This is a genomic window from Streptomyces sp. NPDC059785 (assembly GCF_042732375.1).
In the GTDB taxonomy this organism is placed as follows: domain Bacteria; phylum Actinomycetota; class Actinomycetes; order Streptomycetales; family Streptomycetaceae; genus Streptomyces.
Map to the genome: position 1 here is coordinate 159,615 of NZ_JBHWHV010000014.1, position 21,891 is coordinate 181,505.

At 70.7% G+C, this 21,891-nt stretch carries 20 protein-coding genes; 14 read left to right on the forward strand and 6 right to left on the reverse strand.

Going from position 1 to position 21,891, the window contains the following annotated elements; all coding sequences use genetic code 11:
- Positions 1-9: 9 nt before the first annotated feature.
- Positions 10-1,218, reverse strand: coding sequence for an oxygenase MpaB family protein (locus tag ACFV6E_RS13975; RefSeq protein ID WP_385461549.1), 1,209 nt, complete (start codon positions 1,216-1,218; stop codon positions 10-12).
- Between the two features lie 270 nt (positions 1,219-1,488).
- On the opposite strand from ACFV6E_RS13975, the gene ACFV6E_RS13980 reads away from it, so the two are divergent.
- The 4 genes from ACFV6E_RS13980 to ACFV6E_RS13995 all read left to right on the forward strand — a co-directional run bounded on the left by ACFV6E_RS13980 (position 1,489) and on the right by ACFV6E_RS13995 (position 7,173).
- Positions 1,489-3,117: a succinic semialdehyde dehydrogenase gene (locus ACFV6E_RS13980; protein WP_385461552.1), complete on the forward strand. Its 1,629-nt coding sequence runs from the start codon at positions 1,489-1,491 to the stop codon at positions 3,115-3,117.
- Between the two features lie 82 nt (positions 3,118-3,199).
- Positions 3,200-4,252, forward strand: coding sequence for an alcohol dehydrogenase catalytic domain-containing protein (locus ACFV6E_RS13985; protein WP_385461555.1), 1,053 nt, complete (start codon positions 3,200-3,202; stop codon positions 4,250-4,252).
- A gap of 50 nt (positions 4,253-4,302) precedes the next feature.
- A complete protein-coding gene (locus ACFV6E_RS13990) occupies positions 4,303-5,466 on the forward strand; it encodes an acyl-CoA dehydrogenase family protein (RefSeq protein WP_385177552.1) in 1,164 nt (387 codons plus the stop codon).
- 123 nt (positions 5,467-5,589) lie between these two features.
- Positions 5,590-7,173: a discoidin domain-containing protein gene (locus ACFV6E_RS13995; protein ID WP_385461558.1), complete on the forward strand. Its 1,584-nt coding sequence runs from the start codon at positions 5,590-5,592 to the stop codon at positions 7,171-7,173.
- Positions 7,174-7,503: 330 nt separating this feature from the next.
- On the opposite strand, the gene murJ is transcribed toward ACFV6E_RS13995, so the two are convergent.
- Together murJ and ACFV6E_RS14005 are read right to left on the reverse strand one after the other, a co-directional pair.
- Entirely contained in the window at positions 7,504-9,186 is a 1,683-nt protein-coding gene (gene murJ, locus ACFV6E_RS14000; RefSeq protein WP_385461561.1) for a murein biosynthesis integral membrane protein MurJ, read from the reverse strand.
- Positions 9,187-9,375: 189 nt separating this feature from the next.
- Positions 9,376-9,837: a GNAT family N-acetyltransferase gene (locus ACFV6E_RS14005; RefSeq protein WP_385175367.1), complete on the reverse strand. Its 462-nt coding sequence runs from the start codon at positions 9,835-9,837 to the stop codon at positions 9,376-9,378.
- Between the two features lie 139 nt (positions 9,838-9,976).
- On the opposite strand from ACFV6E_RS14005, the gene ACFV6E_RS14010 reads away from it, so the two are divergent.
- The 5 genes from ACFV6E_RS14010 to ACFV6E_RS14030 all read left to right on the forward strand — a co-directional run bounded on the left by ACFV6E_RS14010 (position 9,977) and on the right by ACFV6E_RS14030 (position 13,180).
- Positions 9,977-10,984 (forward strand): winged helix-turn-helix domain-containing protein, encoded by a 1,008-nt coding sequence (locus tag ACFV6E_RS14010; protein WP_385461564.1) that lies wholly within the window; start codon positions 9,977-9,979, stop codon positions 10,982-10,984.
- A gap of 203 nt (positions 10,985-11,187) precedes the next feature.
- Positions 11,188-11,931, forward strand: coding sequence for a TetR/AcrR family transcriptional regulator (locus ACFV6E_RS14015; RefSeq protein ID WP_385461567.1), 744 nt, complete (start codon positions 11,188-11,190; stop codon positions 11,929-11,931).
- A gap of 11 nt (positions 11,932-11,942) precedes the next feature.
- Positions 11,943-12,527 (forward strand): acyltransferase, encoded by a 585-nt coding sequence (locus ACFV6E_RS14020; protein WP_385461570.1) that lies wholly within the window; start codon positions 11,943-11,945, stop codon positions 12,525-12,527.
- Positions 12,494-12,631: a hypothetical protein gene (locus ACFV6E_RS14025; protein ID WP_385175372.1), complete on the forward strand. Its 138-nt coding sequence runs from the start codon at positions 12,494-12,496 to the stop codon at positions 12,629-12,631. Before ACFV6E_RS14020 ends, ACFV6E_RS14025 begins: the two co-directional genes overlap by 34 nt.
- A 117-nt stretch (positions 12,632-12,748) precedes the next feature.
- A complete protein-coding gene (locus tag ACFV6E_RS14030) occupies positions 12,749-13,180 on the forward strand; it encodes a DUF6281 family protein (RefSeq protein WP_385175358.1) in 432 nt (143 codons plus the stop codon).
- A 112-nt stretch (positions 13,181-13,292) separates the two neighbouring features.
- Here the strand turns inward: ACFV6E_RS14030 and ACFV6E_RS14035 are convergent, their stop codons facing one another.
- Positions 13,293-14,345: a hypothetical protein gene (locus ACFV6E_RS14035; protein ID WP_385175356.1), complete on the reverse strand. Its 1,053-nt coding sequence runs from the start codon at positions 14,343-14,345 to the stop codon at positions 13,293-13,295.
- A 112-nt stretch (positions 14,346-14,457) separates the two neighbouring features.
- Positions 14,458-14,631, reverse strand: a complete 174-nt coding sequence (locus ACFV6E_RS14040; RefSeq protein WP_385175353.1) for a hypothetical protein — start codon at positions 14,629-14,631, stop codon at positions 14,458-14,460.
- A gap of 63 nt (positions 14,632-14,694) precedes the next feature.
- On the opposite strand from ACFV6E_RS14040, the gene ACFV6E_RS14045 reads away from it, so the two are divergent.
- The gene (locus ACFV6E_RS14045; RefSeq protein WP_385461573.1) at positions 14,695-15,414 is read left to right on the forward strand and encodes a leucine-rich repeat domain-containing protein; all 720 of its coding nucleotides are present in this window, start codon (positions 14,695-14,697) and stop codon (positions 15,412-15,414) included.
- A gap of 103 nt (positions 15,415-15,517) precedes the next feature.
- Here ACFV6E_RS14045 and ACFV6E_RS14050 read toward each other — a convergent pair whose 3' ends face one another.
- Positions 15,518-16,531 (reverse strand): LacI family DNA-binding transcriptional regulator, encoded by a 1,014-nt coding sequence (locus ACFV6E_RS14050; protein ID WP_385175347.1) that lies wholly within the window; start codon positions 16,529-16,531, stop codon positions 15,518-15,520.
- Between the two features lie 335 nt (positions 16,532-16,866).
- On the opposite strand from ACFV6E_RS14050, the gene ACFV6E_RS14055 reads away from it, so the two are divergent.
- The 4 genes from ACFV6E_RS14055 to ACFV6E_RS14070 all read left to right on the forward strand — a co-directional run bounded on the left by ACFV6E_RS14055 (position 16,867) and on the right by ACFV6E_RS14070 (position 21,809).
- Entirely contained in the window at positions 16,867-18,180 is a 1,314-nt protein-coding gene (locus tag ACFV6E_RS14055; protein ID WP_385461576.1) for an ABC transporter substrate-binding protein, read from the forward strand.
- A 168-nt stretch (positions 18,181-18,348) separates the two neighbouring features.
- Positions 18,349-19,359, forward strand: coding sequence for a carbohydrate ABC transporter permease (locus ACFV6E_RS14060; RefSeq protein WP_385461579.1), 1,011 nt, complete (start codon positions 18,349-18,351; stop codon positions 19,357-19,359).
- Between the two features lie 21 nt (positions 19,360-19,380).
- Positions 19,381-20,307 carry a carbohydrate ABC transporter permease gene (locus ACFV6E_RS14065; RefSeq protein ID WP_385461582.1) on the forward strand — a complete coding sequence of 309 codons (927 nt, stop codon included), beginning with the start codon at positions 19,381-19,383 and terminating at the stop codon, positions 20,305-20,307.
- Between the two features lie 53 nt (positions 20,308-20,360).
- The gene (locus ACFV6E_RS14070; RefSeq protein WP_385175335.1) at positions 20,361-21,809 is read left to right on the forward strand and encodes a GH1 family beta-glucosidase; all 1,449 of its coding nucleotides are present in this window, start codon (positions 20,361-20,363) and stop codon (positions 21,807-21,809) included.
- Positions 21,810-21,891 lie beyond the last annotated feature (82 nt).

Consider the following 21,891-nt stretch of genomic DNA (forward strand, 5'->3'; position numbering starts at 1 on the left):
TCCGCCGGCTCAGGCGTCGGGCCGGTTCCCGGTGGGGAGGGTGATCGGGGTCTGGGTCGCCGAGGTGCCGTTGTTGAGGAACAGCATGGCGATGCCGCGCACGAACTGGTCGAACAGGTAGAGCCCGTCCGGCACGATGGGGGACAGCCCCTCGCGGAACGCGACGTACGTCGGCCAGGCGGCCTGGATCAGCGGCCGTGAGATCCAGTCGTGGGGCAGGCCGAGCCAGTCGGCGTACTTGTCGCTGATCAGGTAACGGACCATCTCGCTGATGAACCCGGTGGTCAGCCCCAGGGTGGGGTCCTCGACGTAGCCGAGCAGCGTGTCGGCCAGATTGATGCCCTCGGTCGTGGGGGCGACGACCGGCCACAGCATCTGAGCGGCCTGCGCCTGCGCGTCCGCCCAGCTGGCGGGGATGAACTCGCGCTGCACGCCCAGCAGATGGAGGGCGACCTGCCAGGCGTGCAGGTCGGCCGCCTGCTCCTGGGCGGACAGCTTGATGCCCCACTTCTTCATGTTGTTCTGCGCGACGGTGGCCACGGAGTGGAAGGTGACCAGGATGTCGCCGTTGCTGATCGGCTTCGGCTGATCGGCGGTCGCCATGAAGCGCTTCGACGTCACCAGCAGGTTGCGGACCGTCGAGTGCACCAGGCGCGTCTTGTTGGCGGAGACGAGGAAGTGTCCCGTCGGCTGCCAGGCGGTCGGACTGTGCAGGTCGTAGCCGAACGTGAAGGTCTTGGCCGCACGGGACTTCATGTCGGCGCCGCCGGCGGACCAGTAGACCGCCCTGGCCTCCCGCGGGATCACGGTGCTCAGGATTCCGCTGCCGAGGCTCTCGGAGACGAACAGATAGCTGTTGAGGCGCTTGTAGAGCTTCTCGGACGCGGCGAGCAGTGTGGTGTCGGCCCATGACGGCAGCCGGTTCGTCTGTGTCAGGTGGTCGGTCAGGTAGCCCGGCATGCCGGACGGCAGGGGGTCGCTGTTGTCGACCCATGACTCCCAGGCCTTGTTGACGGCCGGGATCGAGCCGTCGGCGAGCAGCCGGGCCGCCACGTCGTCCGTGTCCGGGTCCCAGACCGAGTACGGGTCGGTGACCGCGTCGGTCCCGGCGATCGAGCCCTTGGACGACCAGGACCAGGCGCTGGGAGCGCTCGCCACGCTCGCGAGCCCCAGCACGGCACCGATCGACAGAGCGCGCCTTCTGGTGAGATTCTCCATTTAATTACCGACCTTCCCCGGGTGCGCTGTTTCGCCTTGATTGCGCGCCTGGTACGCGGAGTGAGATGCGGTCACGTGCTTGTTGCCGCTTGTGATTTTCGATTAACATATTGATGCGTTCGGTCGTCGGCAAGACCTCTGCACGGTCCACGGTTCACAAACCGCGGCCGTCTCTCCCGCATCACGCGGCGACGGTGCGACCGGGCGAGGCCCGCCGCACCCGACCCGCATCCGTCCGGCATCCCCTAGGAGCCACATGAACGGAGCCACATGAGCACGGAGCATGACCAGGCCGAGACACCGGTGCCGTCGGCGCAGGCCGGCTCGCGACCCGCCTGGGTGTCCGACGAACAGCTCGGGCGGTGGTGCGCGTGGGTGCACCGCGACCGGACCGGCCAGGGGAGGGGCAGCACGGTCGGACCGACGACCGCGCTCGCGCCGTGGGACCTGTCACCGGTCGCACCCGTCCCCGCCTGCACCCCGCAGGACGTCGAGTCCGCGGCCTCCGTGGCCCGGGCCGCCCAGCGGGAGTGGGCGCGGACGCCGCTCGCGCACCGGGCCGAAACCGTGCTCGCCTTCCACGACCTGCTCCTCCAGCGGCAGGACCAGGTGCTCGACCTGATCCAGTGGGAGACGGGCAAGGCCCGGTACCACGCCTGGCAGGAGGTGGCGCAGGTCGCGACGATCGCCCGGCACTACGCGCGCCGAGCACCCCGCTACCTGGCCACCCGCCGGGTACGCGGCATGATCCCCGGCCTGACCAAGGTCAAGGAGGTGCGGGTGCCGAAGGGCGTGGTCGGCATCGTCTCCCCGTGGAACTACCCCCTCTACCTGGGGGTCGGCGACGTCCTCCCGGCGCTGCTCGCCGGCAACGCCGTCGTCTCCAAGGCCGACTCCCAGACGGCACTGACCCTGCTGTGGACCCGCGCGCTGCTGGACGAGGCCGGCCTGCCCGCCGACCTGTGGCGCATCGTCGCCGGAGACGGGGGAGTGGTCGGAACGGCGGTGGTCGACACCGCCGACTTCGTCTGCTTCACCGGATCGACCGCCACCGGCCGCACCGTCGCCGAACGCGCCGCGCGCCGGCTGGTGGGCGCGTCGCTCGAACTCGGCGGCAAGAACCCGCTGATCGTGCGCGAGGACGCCGACATCCCCGCCGCGGCGGCCGGCACGGTCGTGGCCGCCTTCGCCAACACCGGGCAGATGTGCATCCACATCGAACGCGTCTACGTGCACGAGAAGGTGTACGACGTCTTCCGCGACGAACTCGTCCGGGCCACGCGGGCGCTGCGGCTCGGACGGTCCTACGACTACGCGGCGGACCTCGGATCGCTGGTCTCGCCCGCGCAGCTCGCCGCGGTCGAGGCCCACGTCGGCGACGCGGTGGCCAAGGGGGCGAAAGTGCTCACGGGAGGCCGGGCCAGGCCCGACATCGGCCCGCTGTTCCACGAGCCGACGATCCTCGAAGGCGTCACGCCCGAGATGGACGTCTGCGAGCGGGAGACGTTCGGCCCGGTCCTCTCGCTGTACCCCTGCGCCACGGACGAGGAGGCGCTGCGGCTGGCCAACCAGGGGAGCTACGGCCTGTCGGCGTCGATCTGGTCCAAGGACACCCGCGCGGCAGCCCGTATGGCCGGGCTCGTCCGCTCCGGATCGGTCAACATCAACGACGGTGCCGCCGCCGCGGCCGGCAGCATCGAGGCCGGGATGGGCGGCATGGGCGACAGCGGACTCGGCCGCCGCCACGGGGCCGAGGGCATCCGCAAGTACACCGAGAGCCAGACGGTCGCCGTGCAGCGCCTGATGCCGCTCGGCCCGTCGCCGGAACAAGGGGCGGAGAGCTTCGTCCGCCGCACCAACGGCCGGCTGTCCCTGCTGCGACGACTGCGCGTGCGATGAGCGGGGGCCTCTTCCGCTCCGGCCACCAGGGGCGCGTACAGCGAGGGCACGTACACCGGGGGCACGTACCCCGGGGGCGCGCATGAAAATCTCCGCGTTGCTCTCGCGCGGCTCCGCGGCCGGTGAGCTCGTCGAAGCCGAGCTGGACGACCCGCGGTCCGACGAGGTGGTCGTCCGCATCGAAGCGGTCGGGGTGTGCCACACGGACCTCCTCACCCGTAGGAGACTCGGAGAGGGGCCGGCCGTCCTCGGTCATGAGGGCTGCGGCACCGTCGCACACCTGGGTGCGGCCGTCGACGGGCTCACGGTCGGAGACCGGGTCGTGATCTCCTTCGCCTCGTGCGGAGGGTGCGCCCAGTGCCGGGCCGGCTTCCCCGGCTACTGCGCCTGGGCGAGCGCGCTCAACGGTTCGGGACGGCGGCTCGACGGTTCGCCGACCATACGCGTCCGTGACGAGCCGGTCTTCGGAGCCTTCTTCGGCCAGTCGTCCTTCGCCACGGCCGCGTTGACCGATGCCCGCTCCTGCGTACCCGTCGGCGACGTGCCGCCGGCGGTCGCGGCACCCCTGGGGTGCGGTTTCCTGACCGGCGCGGGCGCCGTGCTCAACGTACTGCGCCCCCGGAACGGCGACCGCCTGCTGGTCGTCGGCGCCGGCGGCGTGGGCGCCGCCGCGGCGCTGACCGCTCTGTCCGAAGGCGTCGAGGTCGTCGTGGCGGAGCCGGTCGAGGCGCGCCGCGCACTTCTCGCCCGGTGCGGCGCCACGGCCGTCGCCGCGCTGGACGAACCGGTTCCGCCGGTGACCCACGCACTCGACACCACGGGACGGCCCGAGTCGATCGCCCGCGCGCTCACCCTGCTCCAGCCGCGCGGCGCACTGGCACTGGTCGGCCTCGGAGCCGCCGAAATACCCCTCGACGTACGCTCCTTGATGCTACGAGGGCTCCAGGTACGTGGCTGCGTCGAAGGCGATGCCGTCCCCTCGGTCCTCGTCCCCGAACTGATCCGGCGCTTCCGCGACGGCCGCCTGCCGCTCGACCGCCTGGTGACCACCTACGCCCTGGCCGACTTCGACCGGGCGGTGGCCGACCAGCGGGACGGCCGGACGCTGAAGCCGGTCCTCCTGCCCGGGACATGACCGCGTACACACCCAGAGTCTTCACGATCACGACCTTGAACGGAGCCCTGATGACCGATGTGATCTCCGCCGAGCGGTCGCTCTACGAGGCCGAGCACGAGCTGCTGCGCAAGACGGCCCGCGCCTTCGCCGACAAGCACGCCGCGCCGCACGCCGAACGCTGGCGGACCGAGGGCAAGGTCGACCGCGAACTCTTCCGGGAGGCTGCCCGATCGGGGATCCTCGGCTTCAACATCCCCGAGGAGTACGGCGGCGCCGGGGTGACCGACTACCGCTTCAACGCGGTGATCGGCGAGGAGTTCTCCCGCCACCCCGCCTCCGACGGGCTCGCCTCGCTGACCCTGTCCAACGACATCGTCGTGCCCTACTTCACCGACCTGACCGACGACGAGCAGAAGGCCCGCTGGCTGCCCGGCATCGCCGCCGGGGAGCTCGTCGTCGCGGTCGCGATGACGGAGCCCGGAACCGGCAGCGACCTGGCCGGCATCGCCACCACCGCCGTCCGCGACGGCGACGACTACGTGGTCAACGGCAGCAAGGTCTTCATCTCCAACGGCCAGAACGCCGACCTGATCGTCACCGCCGTCCGCACCGGACCGGACCGCCACGGCGGGATCAGCCTGCTGGTCGTCGAGGCGGACCGCCCCGGCTTCGCGCGCGGGCGCAACCTGGACAAGGTCGGCCTGCACGCGCAGGACACCAGCGAGCTGTTCTTCCAGGACGTCCGGGTGCCGGCCGCCAACCTGCTCGGTGAGGAAGGCACGGGCTTCGCGTCCCTGATACGCAATCTCCCCCAGGAGCGGATCTCGATCGCGGCCAACGCCGTGGCGTCCGTCGAGGGCGTGCTGGAACGCACCCTGGGATACGTCAAGGAACGCAAGGCGTTCGGCCGGTCGATCGGCTCCTTCCAGAACACCCGCTTCGAACTGGCCGACATGGTGACCACCGCCCGGGTGGGGCGCGCCTACCTGGACGACCTGCTCGCCCGGCACTCCCGCGGCGAACTCACCGCGGTGGACGCCGCGGCGGCGAAGTTCTGGGCCACCGAGCGCTACGTCGACATCGTCGGCCGCTGCTTCCAACTCCACGGCGCCTACGGCTACATGCTCGAATACCGCATCGCCCACGACTACCTGGACTCGCGCATCACCACGATCTACGGCGGCACCACCGAGATCATGAAGGAGATCGTCGGCCGGGACCTGGGGCTGTAGGGCTCCGCCGAACTGCGGTGAACTCCCGTTGTCAGAGCGGGTTGCTAGCGTCTTGGACGATCTCCCGGCCCCTCGGCCGTGGGACCCTTCGCAGCAGCCGTACAGTCATGAGGAGACCCGTACATGGAACCCGTTCTCGTCGATTTCGCCACCCGTCCGGCCGAGTTGGCGAACGCCGTCGTTCGCCAGCACCGGTGCGTGATCGCCTCTTCGTACGTCGCCGTGGCGGCCGGCGGGTATCTCAAGGTGAGCTTCACGGTGGAGGACGAGGAGGACGTCGCCCCGGAGGCCGCGCTGCGTGTCACCGTGCTCGGCGCGGCCGTCCCCGTGGACCTCTCGCTCAACGACGAGGTGCTGACGGAGGGACTGTCACTGCCCGACGACGGCGACCCCGGTGGCGTACGCGAGTACGTGATGACCATGCCGGGCAAGGCCCTTCGGCAGGGCGTGAACGTCCTGCGGATACGCAACGCAGGCACCGCCGACCTGGGCGGCGACAGCCTGCTGCGGGTGCGTACGGTCGCGGTGGAGGCCGCTGAGGATGCCGGGCGGGCCGCTGCGGAACACGTCCGCGCCGCGGACGAGGGACGAGGGACCGTCCGGACCTTCGCCACCGAGCGGCGCACCCTCGACGCGCCCGTCTGGGAGCCGGGGCCGCGGCTGCTGCTCCGCCTCGGCCAGGAAGGGGAGGAGCTTCCCGCCCGGCTGTCGTGGCGTGCGACCGACGGCGCGGAATCGGCTGTCGCGTTCCGCGGCGACCTGTCCGGCTTTCAGGGCCATTTCCGGACCGCCGACGGCGCCATCGGCGAGCTGCGGGGCACGCTCACCGAGCGCCGTGCAGTGGAGGACGTCACCGCCGAGGCCGTCGGGCAGTACTTCGCGGCCGAGGAAGAGCACGACGGCATGTGGCGTGCCGCCGGTCAGCTGTGTCTGCTGCTCGACGACGACGGCGCGCCGGTGGAGCGGGTGACCTGGAGCGACCGCAAGGGCGACGCGACCTCCCTCACCCTGCGGACCGCCGTCACGGGCGAGTCCGGTCCGGCGGCGGATGGCGAGCGGCGGGACGTCACCGGCGAGGTGTCCAGAGTGGAGGCCAGCGACGAGTTCAGGGAGTGGGGCGAGGTCGCCGCCAATCTGCTGCTCAAGGACAACGACAAATGGCTCGCCCACCGGAACCGCGCCGATCTGGAATTCGTCTTCGGCGGTCCCTTCGCCGTCACCGCCTACACGCTGACCTCCGCCAACGACTTCCCCGACCGTGACCCGTCGGACTGGACGCTGGAGGGCTCACGCGACGGCAAGACCTGGAAGCGCCTGGACGCGCGGCAGAACGAGCGCTTCGGCGGGCGCTTCGACACCAGGGAGTTCTCCTTTGCCAACGCGGTGGCCTACCGGCACTACCGACTGTCCATCTCCGCCAACTCCGGAGGCCATGAGACGCAGCTGTGCCGGGTGCGCTTCTTCGACGGCGGTGACACGCCTCCGCAGCCCGGCGTCTGCGACTTCATCGGCTACCGCCAGCGCGCCGGAGCGGAACCCGTGGGCTACCGGGGCACGATCGTCCCCGGTCCGGCGCTCGGGCCGGAGGACCAGGAGGGCGCGGAAGCAGCGGAGCCGTTGCTCGCGGGCGACTTCACCGACACCGCCCGGCGCCTCCAGGACGCCGCACGCCTCCTGGACCGGCTGACCCGGAACCTGCGCTCCTGACGTGCGCGGCCGTACGCCCGGCCCGTCCACGGCCGGGCGTACGGCCCCGCCGAATCGGCAGCGTCGCAGTCATGACGAGACGGGGTGACCGATACACACCGTCTCTCCGCCGAAGGGGAGGTGTGTGACCGGGTTGGCCAGCAGCCAGGTGCCCTCTGCCCTCCGGAACGTGTCCTCGTAGTGGCCGACGTTCGCGGGGAGCACCGGGGGCACCATGCCGCCGGTGTAGCCGTCGACCCGGTAGGCGGCGAAGTAGGAGGCGGCGGTGGCCTCCGCCGCGGAAACCAGGCTGCTCGCAGCCGGTCCGCTCCTCCCACCGGCTGCCCGTACTCACCGCATGCCGGGCAGGCGGCGCAGTTCGTCGATCCGCATCAGGCGGGCGAGGAGGAGGTATCCCACGGCCGTCGCCAGTGCTCCGGCGGCCAGGGCGGCGGCCGTGGGCCCGGTTCCGCTGCCCAGCCCCGTGCACGCGCGCGCCGCGGCCCAGCCCAGCCCGGCGGCCGGGCCCGCGGCGCAGAACAGCTTGACGTAGGTACGGCGCAGGCCGCCGTCGTCGATGCGGCCCCCGAGCCTCCTGCGGAGCAGATACGCGGTGAGGCCGAGGCCTGCCACGTAGGAGAGGGTGTAGGCCCCGGCCATGCCCACCACCGCCCAGCGAGCGGACAGCAGCACATGACAGACCGTGGCCAGCGCGATGTTCACACCCGCGATCCAGGCCGCCATGAAGAACGGCGTACGTGTGTCCTCGAACGCGTAGAAGCCGCGCAGCAGCAGGTACTGGGCGGAGAACGGGACGAGCCCCAGCCCGAACGCTTGCAGCATGTACCCCAGCGGGCGGGCCGAGGCGGCGTCGGCCGCTCCGTGGGCGAACAGCAGCGAGGAGATCTGCGGGCCCAGGGCGACGAAGAGGAAGGCGGCGGGCACGATGACCACCCCGCTGATCCGCAGCGCCCGGGACAGATCCGCGCGCAGCTCCTGGATGCGTCCCTCGGCGACGGCCCGGCTCATGCGCGGCAGCAGCGCCGTCACCAGGGACACGGTCACGATCGACTGCGGCAGCATCCAGATGGTCTGCGCGTAGGTGTAGGCCGAGTAGCCCGCACCGGCCCGGGGCAGTTCCTGGTCGGCGGCGTTGGCGTAGTTCGTGACCACGGTCAGGGCGACCTGGTTGGCCAGGACGAACAGCAGCGTCCACTTCGCCGCGTGGACGCTCTTGCCCAGTCCGGTGCCCCGCCAGTCGAAGCGCGGCCGGAACCGGAAGCCCGCCGCCCGCGCGAACGGGATCAGCGCCAGCGCCTGTACGGCGATACCGGCCGTCGTCCCGATACCCAGCAGCCGCACCTGGCCGGCGGTGATGTCCTCGACCCGGTCGGGCACCGTCATCAGCCCCAGGTAGGCCCCGAACATGCCGACCAGCACGACGTTGTTCAGCACCGGCGTCCACATCATCGCGCCGAACTTCTCGCGGGCGTTCAGGACCTGCCCATAGATGCTGAACAGCCCGTAGAAGAAGATCTGCGGCAGCAGGAACCGGGCGAACGTCACCGTCAGCTCGAACGCCTCGTGACTGTCCGGGGTGTCCCGCATGTACAGGCCCACGATCTGCGGCGCCGCCCACACCGCGAGCGCCGTGCCCACGCCCAGCACGCACACCACGAGCGTGACCAACCGCTGCTCGTACGCCCGGCCGCCATCGGGCTGCGTCGTCCTGGCCCGGACCAGCTGCGGTACCAGCACGGCGTTGAGCGCGCCACCGATCAGCAGGGTGTACAGGCTCGTTGGCACGGTGTTCGCCGTGTTGTACGTACTGGCCAACAGCCCCGTGCCCAGCGCCGCCGCCTGGAGCACCTGACGGATCAGCCCCGTCGCCCGTGACACCACCGTGCCGACAGCCATCAGCAAGGACGAACGAACCAGGCCGCCCTTGTCCTTCTTCCGCCGGACGGCATGCCGCCCCCTCATGTGCTGCTCCGGCGGCATGGTCTGCGCCGCGGAGTCCGCCCCCTCCACCATGGCGACAACCTATGTCTTCGAGGCCCCGCGGTCCCAATCCGCCGACACGAACCGGGACTTGACGCCGTACGTCAGCCGGTCATCCCGGGTACGCGGCGGACACCGCGGCCGTGCTGAGGTGAAGAGCGGATGAACGCCGAGGGCTCCCGAGGGCTTGAGGGAAGCGGTGATCAGTGACCGCCGGGCCGGTCAGGGACGGGAGGCGACGAGCGGCAGATCCCGGTGGAAGACGGCCATGGTCCGGCCGGGGCCGTTGTAGTCCTCGACGGTCTCCGTGTCGAAGCCGAGGCCGCGGTGGAAGGCGATGGAGCCGGAGTTCCCGGTCGACGTGATCGCCTTCAGTCGCCGCGCGCCCTGACGCTCCGCCGCTTCGGCGAACGCCGTGTACAGGCGACGGCCGAGACCGGTGCCGCGGGCGTCGTCCCGCGTGGCGATCAGATGCACGTAACCGGTCCCGTCCGGGGTGACGAACCCGAAGACGTACCCGCGGATCCCGTCCTCCGCCCGGGCGACCAGGCAGGTGGGACCGAACTCCTGCACCAGCGCCAGGAGATGCAGCGACCGAAGATCGCGTTCGCCCCAGTAGCGCGGGTGATCGGTCAGGACCTGGTGGAAGTCGGCCACTTCGGCCGGTGCGATGTGCATCTCCATGGCGGCGATCATGCCAGGGGCCCGCACACCTCGTGCCTGCCTCGGTGCCCTCCGCGGTGAAGTCCTCACGTCTGCCGCGGCCGTTCTTCGGCGTGTTCCGGTCTGGCCCGGACAACGTTGACTGCGGACCATCGCTGCCATGCCCATGCGTATCCACTTCACCGCCGAGGACATGGCCCGCACCCGTCTCGCGCCCGGGCCCCTTCCCCTGGTGGAACTGAACCTGGCACTGCGGGTCCTCCAGGACGGCTCGCATCCGCTGCGCTTCGACGCCTGGCGCCGGCACGCCCGCACGCGCCTCGCCCCGCGGACGCGTCAACTCCTCGACCTGGCCCCGGCGGCGGGATGGTCCACGGACATCTTCATCCCCACTGCGCCCGGGCCCTCGGGGGAGGCGCTGGAGGCGGTACGCGCCACCCCGACCGGTTACCTGCGCCAAGATCTCGAGGAGTGGGCGCACCTCCAGCGCCGGGTGCCCTCCTGGACAAGCCGCATCCCCGAGGAACCGGCCCTGTTCCAGCACCTGGTCGACACCCTGACCCACGCCCACGACCAGGTCATCGCTCCCTGCTGGCCGCAGATCGAGCAGCTCGCCCGCACCGATCGCAGCCTGCGCCTGCGCCACCTGGCCGACCACGGCATGGAGGGACTGCTGAGCCGGCTGCACCCACAGCGCCTGCGATGGAGAGCGCCCGTCCTGGAGGCGACGACGGCCGCAGGCCACAGCGGCGACATCCACCTGGGGGGACGGGGCCTGCTCCTGGTCCCCTCGCTGTTCCGGCCCTCCCACCCGATCATCAACGCCGGCGCCGAGCCCCAGCCGTGGCTGACCTTCCCCGTTCTCGGAGACAACCGGCCCGCCCTCCCCCCGGCGGCCACCGCCGCCGCGCTTACCACCGTGCCCCACTCACTGAGCGCCCTGCTGGGCCGGACCCGCGCCACCGTGCTCGCCGCGATAGCGGACCACCCCGGCTGCACCACCACCCAACTCGCCCGGCGCACCGGTACAGCCCTCGCCAGCGCGAGCGAACACGCCACTGTTCTGCGTACCGCCGGACTCACCACCGTCACCCGCCACCGCAACACCGTTCTGCACACCCTCACCGCGGCCGGCGAAACCCTCCTCAACGCCTCCTCCGGCGCCTGAGAGCCGGGAAGTGGTGCTGGCGTCCCCCCGAACCCCCAGCACCACCGCTTCCCCGGTCCGGACGCCGTCGGCGTCCGGACACACCCAGGTTGGGCCGCCGACGACCGGGGACGCGAACTGTTTCGGCGTGGGCCGAACAACACCCCGACCTGCCGCAGGGCCGCATGGGTGGGGTCACGCCGCCGGTGAGCAGGCTGCGAGGCATGAGAGCGGTGGACAAGAGTGACCTGACGGGGCGGGCGCGGTTGCGGGACGCGGCGCTGGAACTGTTCGCGGAGCGTGGCTGCGAGGCGACGTCGACGCGAGCGGTGGCCGCGGCCGCGGGTCTGTCGCCGGCGCTGGTGACCCGGCACTTCGGATCGAAGGAGGGGCTGCGGGCAGCGGTCGACGAGTACGTACTGGGCCGGATCGGCGCGGAGTTGGAGGCCGTGGAGGCGGGCGCCGCGCTGATGGAGTCGCTCGGCAAGGTCTCGGCCCGGCTGTTCGGCGCGGACCCGGTGCCGCGCGGCTATCTGCGCCACGTCCTGGTGGAGGGCAGCGCCGCGAGCGCCGAGCTGGTCGGACGGCTGCTGAACGGAGCGCGGGCCGAACTCGGTCGGTTGTCCGAGGAGTACGGCGGCCGGACGCCGGAGGGTGAGTGGGCGGCGTCACAGGTGCTGTGCTCTGGTCCTCGGGCCGCTGCTCCTGGAGCGGGTGATGCAGCCCCATCACGGCGAGCCGATGTTCGACCCGCGGGTCCTGGCGGAGCGCAGCGCCGCCAATCAGCGCCTGCTCCTGTCAGGGTTCTACGGCTCGCCGGAGGACCGAAGCGGGGGATAGCACCAGTGCGAGATGTGCGTGTGTTGAGCAAGCTGAACACACGCGCACACTCGCTTCCGGAACGCAGCCCGCCGCCGCACCCCGTGCGCGCCGTCTGGACTGACTCGACCAGTTACAGATCGCGCTGACGGTCCTGGTCGTGATCCACCACGCCGCCCAGCCCTACGGCCCCGCGGACTGGTGGTACGTCGAGGGGCCGGCGCGCACGCCGGCCCTGGCCGCACTGTCCGCGGTCGACGGCTCGTTCTTCATGAGTTTGTTCTTCTTCGTCTCCGCCGTCCTCGTGCCCGGCTCTCACCGACGCCACGGCACCCGGCGGTTCCTGACGGGCCGTCTGATCCGGCTCGGCATCCCCGTGACGGTCGGCGCGCTGACGATCGTGCCCGGCCTGATGTACGCGTACTACGTCCACTACCGGGCACCTGTGGTTCATCCAGAACCTGCTGGCCTGCACCGTGCTGTACGTGGTCTGCAGCCGGGCCGGCCGTCTGCTGGGACGCCTGCGCCGCTCCGCACGGACCAGCGGTCAGCGCCCGGCCCCCGAACACCTGGCCCTGCTGTCGATGACCGCGGCGATCACGGCCGCCACCTTCCTGGTCCGGGTGAAGTACCCGGTGGACACATGGGTCCCGGTGCTGGACTTCCTCCGGGCCGAGCCCGCCCGGGTGCCGCAGTACGCCTCCTTTCCTGGTGGAACAGAACGCCAAGCTCGCCTTCGGCGTGACCAGCCACTGCCTGGTCATGGAGAACGGCGAGGTCGCCATGAGCGGAACCTCGACGGCACTCAGCCACGACCCGCGCGTCAGGGAGGTGTACCTGGGGCTCTGAGCCGGACAGCGGCGGGCCTGCGCCGGTGACGAGGCCGAACGAAAAGGAGGGCTGCCACGTCGTAGCACCGGGAGGCCGAGGGGCCTTCGGCGATGCCGGGAAGGTGGAGGGCTGGAGATGGAAGCGACGCCGCGGATGCGGAGATGGACGAGGACCCTGGCGGTGGCGGCGGTCCTGGTGGCCGGGGGGACCGGCTGCGACGGGCATGCCGAGGTGAACGGCGCCGCAGTGGACGACGCCCCTGAAGCGAAGTGCGCGTACCTCGTGCAGTACGAGGGGCGGTCCTACCTCGACGTGAGGGGAGGGGCCACGACCGACCCGAAGTTCACGGTCGGCAAGAGCCTCGGTACCGGTCTGCTGCCCGGGTGTGACGAATCGGACGAGGCCGACGGCACGCAGAAGCCGGAGAAGGTGAGCGTCTACGAGGTCGAGGGCATCGATGCGGCGGTCGCGGTGGCGGCGGGGAACTCCCCGGAGGAGGCCGTGCTGGTTGCGGTCCGGAACGCGGACCTGACGTCGCTGAACGAGGCGTCCCGAGAGGGTAGTTGAGCGAGCCGTCTCCAATGAACCCAATCGCCCCCGGCCAGGAGAACGGGACGGGGGCGATCGCGGTGCGTCAGATGTGACGGATCAGACGACCGGCGGGGCGGTCAGGCGGCTGTCAGTCCTCCGCGGCGGTGGAGTCGGGCAGCAGGTCGCCGACGTCGAACCCGCACTGCTCCTCGATGTTCGCGATGACCGTAGGGCGGACGGTCTCGGCCTGGGACTCCAGGCTGTCGTCGCCGTTGTGGTACGCGGCCAGGACACTCAGGTCGGTGGCGTCCTTGCCGCTCTCCTTGGCGGCGAGCTGGTTCAGGATGTCACCCAGCTCGGCCGGGGTGAACTGGCCCTCCTCGGACACGGCTAGGGGCGCGGCGATCGAGCAGAAGGTCTCGGCGGGGTCGTCGACGCCCGCGACGGCCTCGTACCGCGCGATCGGATCGAGGTCGAAGTTGGCCTCCGCCAGCGGGTCGGGGTCGGTACCGGTCAGCAGGGTCTCGACGTAGTCCGAGGACTTGCCGGCGGTGAGTTCCGCGACCGACTCCTTGATCACATCGGCGTCCTTCGTGGTGGGGCCCTCGTCCGCCGTATCGCCGTCGTGGGCCTTCACCGCCGAGCCGAACTGGGCCGCGGTCACGGTCCGGCCCTGGTACTCACCCGCGCCGATCGTCCCACTGTCGTACGGCAGCGCCGCCTGGGAGCCGATCGCCGACCAGGTTCCGTCGGCGAGCCGGGCCAGCGACATCACGTAGGTATGTCCCGGCTCGAGACGCGAGCTCTCCTCCACCGCCATCGGCGTGCGGGTGCCGTCCGCGAAGGACCAGCCGTCCACGACCAGGCTCAGCGTGCTCGGCGGCGTGGGAGCGCCGGGACGCGACCAGACCACCTCTCCTATGTCCAGGTCGATACGTCTGCTGATATAGCCCTCGCCTGCCGCGACCTCCTCGGCGGTGGCGGGTATCTCGGCCTCCGAGGTGACATCGACGACCGCGACCCGGTCGGCGTAGGAGACCCAGTCGACGGCCGACCGGTTGGGTAAGGCGTCCTTGCCCTGGGCGATGATGACATCAGGGCGCTCGGGACTGTTGTCGGTGACGAACGGGACCACGAAGGCGGTCGCGCCCAGGGCGGCCACGCCGGCGATGGCACTGAGGAGCTTGGCTCGGGTGCTCATGGTGACGGGGAGCAGCCTTCCTAATAGGTGGCGTTGATGTTCTGCACGTTGTTGCTGCCCAGCCCGTACACGTCGTTGTACGACATGCAGCCGAGCCGGTTGTCGTAGAGGCTCAGCTTCTGGCCTGGGTGTTGAAGACGGCCTTCAACTCGGCCGAAGCCGCGGTCAGTTCGTCGTGCCCGACGCCTGCGTAGTGCTGCGCCGCGGTTTCGGCCGAGCGCAAGCCGTCGAGATCGAGGATCCCGGGGCCGTCCGGTTGGCGCAGAGCCCATCGCACCGCGACCATGCCACCGAGGGAAGCGGCCCACCAACACGGGAGCCGCGACACACCCAGGAAGGAAGCTACGACGTGCCGAACGTGGTGAACCTATGGCGTCACCGGCTGGGGACCGTACCCGCATCGGTCTGGCAGCGCAGCGAAACCGAAGTCCTCATCCTCGCCGACAACGGACTCACGGACCTCCCGCCCGAAATCGGGCGGCTGCGTCGGCTGACCACCTTGGACCTCGGCCACAACCACCTAGGTTCGGTACCCGGCGAACTGGGCGACCTGGCCGGCCTCGAAGGCTGCCTCTACCTGCACGACAACGAGTTGTCCGAGATCCCCGACTCGCTGGGGAACCTGACGCGGCTGCGCTACCTCAACGTCGGCGAGAACGCCCTGGCCACCCTGCCCGAGGCCATCAGCCGGATGGCCGGACTCATCGAACTCCGGGCCCAGCACAACCGGTTGACCGCACTGCCCGACACCATCGGCCGTCTGGGCAGCCTGCGCGAGCTCTGGCTTCGGGGCAACGCGATCGGAGCCCTGCCCTCGTCCACGGCCGACCTCCACGAACTGCGCCACCTGGACCTGCGGGAGAACGCTCTGACCGAACTGCCGCACACGCTGGCCGACTTGCCCCGCTTGCGCCAGCTCGACGTGAGAAGCAACCGCCTCGGCAGCCTGCCGGACTGGGTCATCGACATGCCCTCCCTGGAGAAGCTGGACCTGCGCTGGAACGCGTGCGCCCCTGCGCGGTCGGTGCTGACCGAGCTGGAGCGGCGGGGCTGCGTCGTGCTGCTGTGAAGGCACATGCCCTTGTGCTCCGGCGGTAGCCGGGGGAGGGGGGAGGGGGACCGCTGCCGGCGCTCGCCGGCACGCCCTCTGGCCGGTGACCGCCCGCACCCCGTCACGACGACTCGCGCACCACCAGCTCCGTCGGCAGCGTCACCTGCCGGCGGTCCGCGCCGTGCTGGGTGATGTCGATCAGGATCCGGGTCATCGCCCGGCCCAGCTCCTCCACGGGTTGACGCACCGTGGTCAGCGGCGGGCTGGTGTGGCGGGCGAGGATGGAGTCCTCGAAGCCGACGACGGCGACATCGCCCGGCACCTGCCGCTTCTGGCGGCGGAGTTCGGCCAGGGCGCCGACGGCCATCAGGTCGGAGGCGGCGAAGACCGCGTCGAGGTCCGGCGCGCGTTCAAGAAGCGAACGCATCGCCCGGCGGCCTCCCTCCTCGGTGAAGTCGCCCGCCTCGACCAGGGATTCGTCGGGCTCCACGCCGGCCTCGCGGTGGCCCTCGCGCCAGCCGGCGAGCCGGCTCCGGCCGACGTCCATGTCGAGCGCCCCGGTGACGGTGGCGACGCGGCGGCGGCCCCGGTCCAGCAGGTGCCGTACGGCCGCAGCGGCGCCCCCGGCGTTGTCGGAGCAGACGTAACTGAGTCGCTCCCGCTCGTCGCGGCGGCCGGCCAGCACGGTCGGCAGCCCCATCTCCTCCAGCATCCCGGGCAGCCGGTCACGCGCGTGGACCGAGACCAGCAGCACTCCGTCCACCCGGCGGGTCGCCACCGTCGCGGCGAGCTGGTCCCGCTCGAACCGGTCGCGAACGAGCGTGAGTTGCAGCTGTATCCGCCGCTCGGCGAGCGCACCGCTGACGCCGCGGATCAGCGCGGCGAAGAACGGTTCCGAGCCGAGCCGGCTCTCGGACTCCGGGATCACCAGGGCCACCGCGTCGGTGCGGCTGGTCACCAGGCCGCGGGCCACCGAGTTGGGAACGTAGTTCAACTCCTCGATCGCCGCCAGTACCCGCGCACGGGCATCGGCGCTGACGAGGTCCGAGCCGTTGATGACGCGGGACACCGTGGTCCGCCCCACCCCGGCGCGCGCCGCGACCGTTTTGATCGTGGGTTGGCCGTTCCCTGTCATGATTCCCTCCCCGCCGGCAACCGCGGCGGCACCGGCCGCGGACGTGACCAGCGGTAATTGTGACAGACGCCACCGACGCGGCGCCGCCCTCCCTCGGTCGTCCGGCGAACGCGGGGTGCCCGGCCGCGCAACGAATCGTCTTCAAGTCATTGACATAGCCGTTCGCTGCCACGAGTCTTCCAACCGCCGGTGGGCACGTTCCCACCGCCCGTTGGGCACGTTCCCATGCCGTCGATTGGGAACGTACCCAACGCCTGCCGTGTCCGCCACAGCCCTCGCACACCCGCCATCCCGCCGTCCCGGTGCGCCCGCGCCCATCGCTTGGAGGAAGACACATGAGCACGCTTCACAGGTCATTACGGAGAAGAGCGGCCGGAGTTGTCGCGGCCGCCGGTGCGCTCGCGCTCGTCGTCGGCTGCGGCGGCAGCGACGAATCGGTGACGGGCGGCGGCAAGAAGGACGGCAAGGTCACCATCACCGTGGGGCTGTACGGGGTGATGGGCTTCAAGGAGACGGGCCTCTTCGAGCAGTACGAGAAGGAGCACCCGAACGTCGACATCAAGGCCGAGGTGGCCGGCGACGAGCAGACGTACTACACCGCCCTGCAGACCAGGCTCGCCGCGGGCAAGGGCCTCAAGGACATCCAGGGCATCGAGATCGGCCGGGCCAAGGAGATCGTCGACACCCAGTCCGACAAGTTCGCCGACTTCTCCGACGTGAAGGGCACGGACCACTTCCTGCCGTGGAAGCTGTCCCAGATCACCACCAAGGACGGCAAGGTACTGGGCCTTGGCACCGACATCGGCCCGATGGCCGTCTGCTACCGCAAGGACTACTTCGAGCAGGCCGGACTGCCCACCGACCGCGAGGAGGTCGCCAAGCTGTGGGAGGGCGACTGGAAGAAGTTCGTCGAGGTCGGCCGTACCTTCAAGAAGGACTTCAAGGGCGGTGACGTGGCGTACACGGACGCGGCCAGCGGCCTGTTCAACGCCATGGTCTACGGATACCCCGAGCAGTACTACAACGCCGAGGGCGATCTGATCTACAAGACGAACCCGGCCGTCAAGGAGGCCTGGAACCTCGCCGCCGACGCCGCCGAGGACGGGCTGACCGCCAAACTCCGCCAGTTCCAGCCCGGTTGGGACCCGGGTCTGGCCAACGGCACGTTCGCCACGGCCGTCTGCCCGGCCTGGATGCTCGGCCACATCAGCGAGAAGGCCGGCGAGGCGAACAAGGGCAAGTGGGACGTCGCCAAGGCACCCAAGGGCGCCAACTGGGGCGGCTCCTTCCTCGGCGTCGTCGAGCAGAGCCCGGTGAAGGAGGAGGCCAAGAAGCTCGTCGCCTGGCTGACCGCCCCCGAGCAGCAGACGCACATCTTCGAGAAGCAGGGCAGCGTTCCGTCCTCGCAGGAGGCACTGGAATCCCCCGAGGTGCAGAAGGTCACCTCCGAGTACTTCGACAACGCCCCGATCGGACAGATCTTCGGCGAGGCCGCCAAGGAGATCCCGGACAAGCAGGTCCTCGGCCGCAAGGACGGCACGATCAAGGACACCTTCTCCCAGGGCCTGGCCCTGATCGAGCAGGGGGACGCCTCGCCCGACGAGGCATGGCAGACCACCTCGGAGCGCATCGAGAAGGCGGTCGGCTGACCCGTCGCCCTTCCGGCCACCCGGGCCCGCCCGCACGTCACTGACGGGATCACACCATCCCCTCCGCACGTCACCGGCGGGCCCGGGGCCGGCAACCGCTCACACCCCAGCTCGAAAGCAGCTCAGGCAGCTCAGGCAGCTCAGGCAGTTCTGAAGGAAGGAAGTCCGGTGGCCACCTCCACCACCAAGGCCCAGGTCGGCGGCGAAGGGCCTCGCGGACCGTCCCGCACACCGGACGGCGAAGGCACGGGCCGGCGGCTCGGCGCGCTGCTGCACCGCCTGGACGTCAAGGGCGCACCGTACGCCTTCGTCGCACCGTTCTTCGTCGTGTTCGCCGCGTTCAGCCTCTACCCCCTCCTCTACACCTCCTGGATCTCCCTGCACCGGGTGGAACTGGCCACCCTCGACGTCATGGAGTGGGTGGCGTTCGACAACTACGTCGAGCTCTGGGGCGACGACCGCTTCTGGAACGCCCTGGCGAACACCATCACGATCGGTGTCCTGTCCACGGTGCCGCAGCTGCTGATGGCGCTCGGCCTGGCCCACCTGCTCAACTACCGCATGCGCGGCTCGCTCTTCTTCCGGGTCGCCTCGCTCGTCCCCTACGCCACCTCGGTCGGCGCCGCCGCGCTGGTGTTCACCATGATCTTCGAACGCGACTTCGGCATGATCAACTGGGCACTCGGTTCGGTCGGCCTAGGTCCGGTGGACTGGGAGGCCGACAAGTGGCCCGCTCAGCTCGCCATCTCGACCATCGTCATCTGGCGCTGGACCGGCTACAACGCGCTGCTCTACCTGGCCGCCATGCAGGCCATCCCCGCCGACCGGTACGAGGCCGCCGCCATCGACGGAGCCTCCCGCTGGAAGCAGTTCACGCACGTCACCGTGCCGGGGATCCGCTCCACCGTCGTCTTCACCATCGTGCTGTCCACCATCGGCGCGACGCAGCTCTTCGGCGAACCGCTGATCTTCGGACAGGGGCCCAACGGCGTGACGGGCGGCGCCGACAACCAGTACCAGACCCTCGGTCTGCTGCTGTACGAGGAGGGCTGGAAGAACTACCAGATGGGCCGGTCGGCGACCGTCGCCTGGGTGATGTTCATGCTGCTCGTCGTCGTCTTCGTGGCGCAGCGGCTGATCAAGTATCTGACCGGACGCCTGCGCGCCCGTCCGTCCTGACGCCCCGACCAGGAGTCTTCCATGACCACAGACAGCCTTCCGGTCCGGACGGACGCGTCGGTCCGGACCACCCCGATGAGCAGCACCGTGAGCGGTGGCCGCCGCCGGCTGCTGGGCCGGGGCGCCGGCCGCCAGCACCACGCGGGCCCGGTCGCCTACGTCCTGCTCGCCATCACGGCGATCCTGTCGATCTTCCCGCTGTACTGGACGATGGTGGCGGCCTCCACCGACAACACCCGGGTCAGCCAGACGCCGCCGCCGTTCCTGCCAGGACCCAACCTCTTCAGCAATCTCGCCCGCGCCTGGGACGAGGCGGCGATGGGCAAGGCCATGATCAACAGTACGATCGTGGCCGGTGTCATCGCGCTGTCCACGGTGCTGTTCGCGACGCTGGCCGGGTTCGCCTTCGCCAAGCTGCGGTTCAAGGGCCGCAACGTCCTGCTCATGCTGGTGATCGGCACCATGATGGTGCCGCCGCAGCTCGGCGTCGTACCGCTGTTCATGATGATGTCCGAGCTGGGCTGGTCGCAGGAGCTGCCCGCCGTCATCTTCCCCACCCTGGTGAGCGCGGTCGGTGTCTTCTTCATGCGGCAGTACCTGTCGGAGGCGCTGCCGGACGAGCTGGTCGAGGCCGGCCGCGTCGACGGCGCGCACTCGCTGCGGATCTTCTGGTCCATCGTGCTGCCCGTGGCCCGCCCGGCGATGGCGGTCATCTTCATGATCACGTTCGTGCACGCCTGGAACGACTTCTTCTGGCCGTTCGTGGTGCTCGACATGACCAACCCGACGGTCCCCGTCGCCCTCACCCAGCTCAGCGCCGGCTACGTCCGCGACCAGTCCCTGATCATGGCGGGCGCGCTGCTCGGCACGCTGCCGCTGCTTGCGATGTTCGTCGTCTTCGGCCGCCAGATCGTCAGCGGCATCATGGCGGGCGCCGTCAAGGGCTGACCCGCCGAACCATCCCCAGCCTGTCCCACCTGTCCCACCTGGAAAGGACTTACGTGGTCACCGCAGCACATCAGCAGACCGCGTCCGCCCCGGACGCCGCCTCCCGCACCTTCCCCGAAGGCTTCCTCTGGGGCTTCTCGACCGCCGCCTACCAGATCGAGGGTGCCGCCGCGGAGGACGGCCGCACACCGTCCATCTGGGACACCTACGCCCGCACCCCCGGCCGGGTCCGCAACGGCGACACCGGCGACATCGCCTGCGACCACTACCACCGCTGGCGCGAGGACGTCGCCCTCATGGCCGACCTCGGCGCCGGCGCCTACCGCTTCTCCCTCGCCTGGCCGCGCGTCCAGCCCACCGGCCGCGGACCCGCCGTGCAGAAGGGGCTCGACTTCTACCGGCGTCTCGTCGACGAGTTGCTGGAGAAGAACATCCAGCCCGTCGTCACGCTCTACCACTGGGACCTGCCGCAGGAGCTGGAGGATGCCGGGGGCTGGCCGGAGCGTGCCACCGCCGAGCGGTTCGCCGAGTACGCGGCCCTGGCCGCCGACGCGCTCGGCGACCGGGTGAAGACCTGGACCACCCTCAACGAGCCCTGGTGCAGCGCCTTCCTCGGCTACGGCTCCGGCGTGCACGCCCCCGGCCGCACCGAACCCGTCGCCGCCCTGCGCGCCGCCCACCACCTCAACCTGGCCCACGGCCTGGCCGTCCAGGCCCTGCGCGACCGCCTCCCCGCCGACGCCCAGTGCCTGGTCAGCCTCAACTTCCACCAGGTGCGCCCGCTCACCGGCAACGACGCCGACGTCGACGCGGCGCGCCGCATCGACGCGCTGGCCAACCGGATCTTCACCGGACCGATGCTGCGCGGCGCCTACCCGGAGGACCTCCTCAAGGACACCGCCGCGCTGACCGACTGGTCGTACGTGCGCGACGGCGACCTGGCCCTGATCAACCAGCCGTTGGACCTCCTCGGCGTCAACTACTACACGCCCACCGTCGTCTCCCGGGCCGACGGCAGCGGCAGCCACACCTCGGACGGGCACGGCGACAGCGTCCACAGCCCATGGCCGGCCGCCGACGAGGTCGCCTTCCACCAGCCCCCCGGCGACACCACCCCGATGAAGGGCTGGGCCGTCGACCCGACCGGCCTGTACGACCTGCTGCGACGGCTGACGTCCGACTTCCCCGGGCTGCCGCTGGCCATCACCGAGAACGGCACCGCCTCCGACGACTACGCCGACCCCTCGGGCCAGGTCAACGACCCCACCCGGATCGCCTACCTGCGCGGCCACCTGGCCGCCGTCCACCAGGCCGTCGCGGACGGAGCGGACGTACGCGGGTACTTCCTGTGGTCGCTGCTGGACAACTTCGAGTGGGGCCACGGCTACGGCAAGCGCTTCGGCGCGGTGTACGTGGACTACCCGACCGGCACCCGCATCCCGAAGGCGAGCGCCCGCTGGTACTCGGAGGTGGCCCGCACCGGCGTCCTGCCCGGCAACTGACCGGCCCTGGTGCGCGGCACCCCGCACCCGCCCCGCGCGCGGTGCCGCACCACGAGCCCGCGTTCCGCGCCCCGCCCTTGCG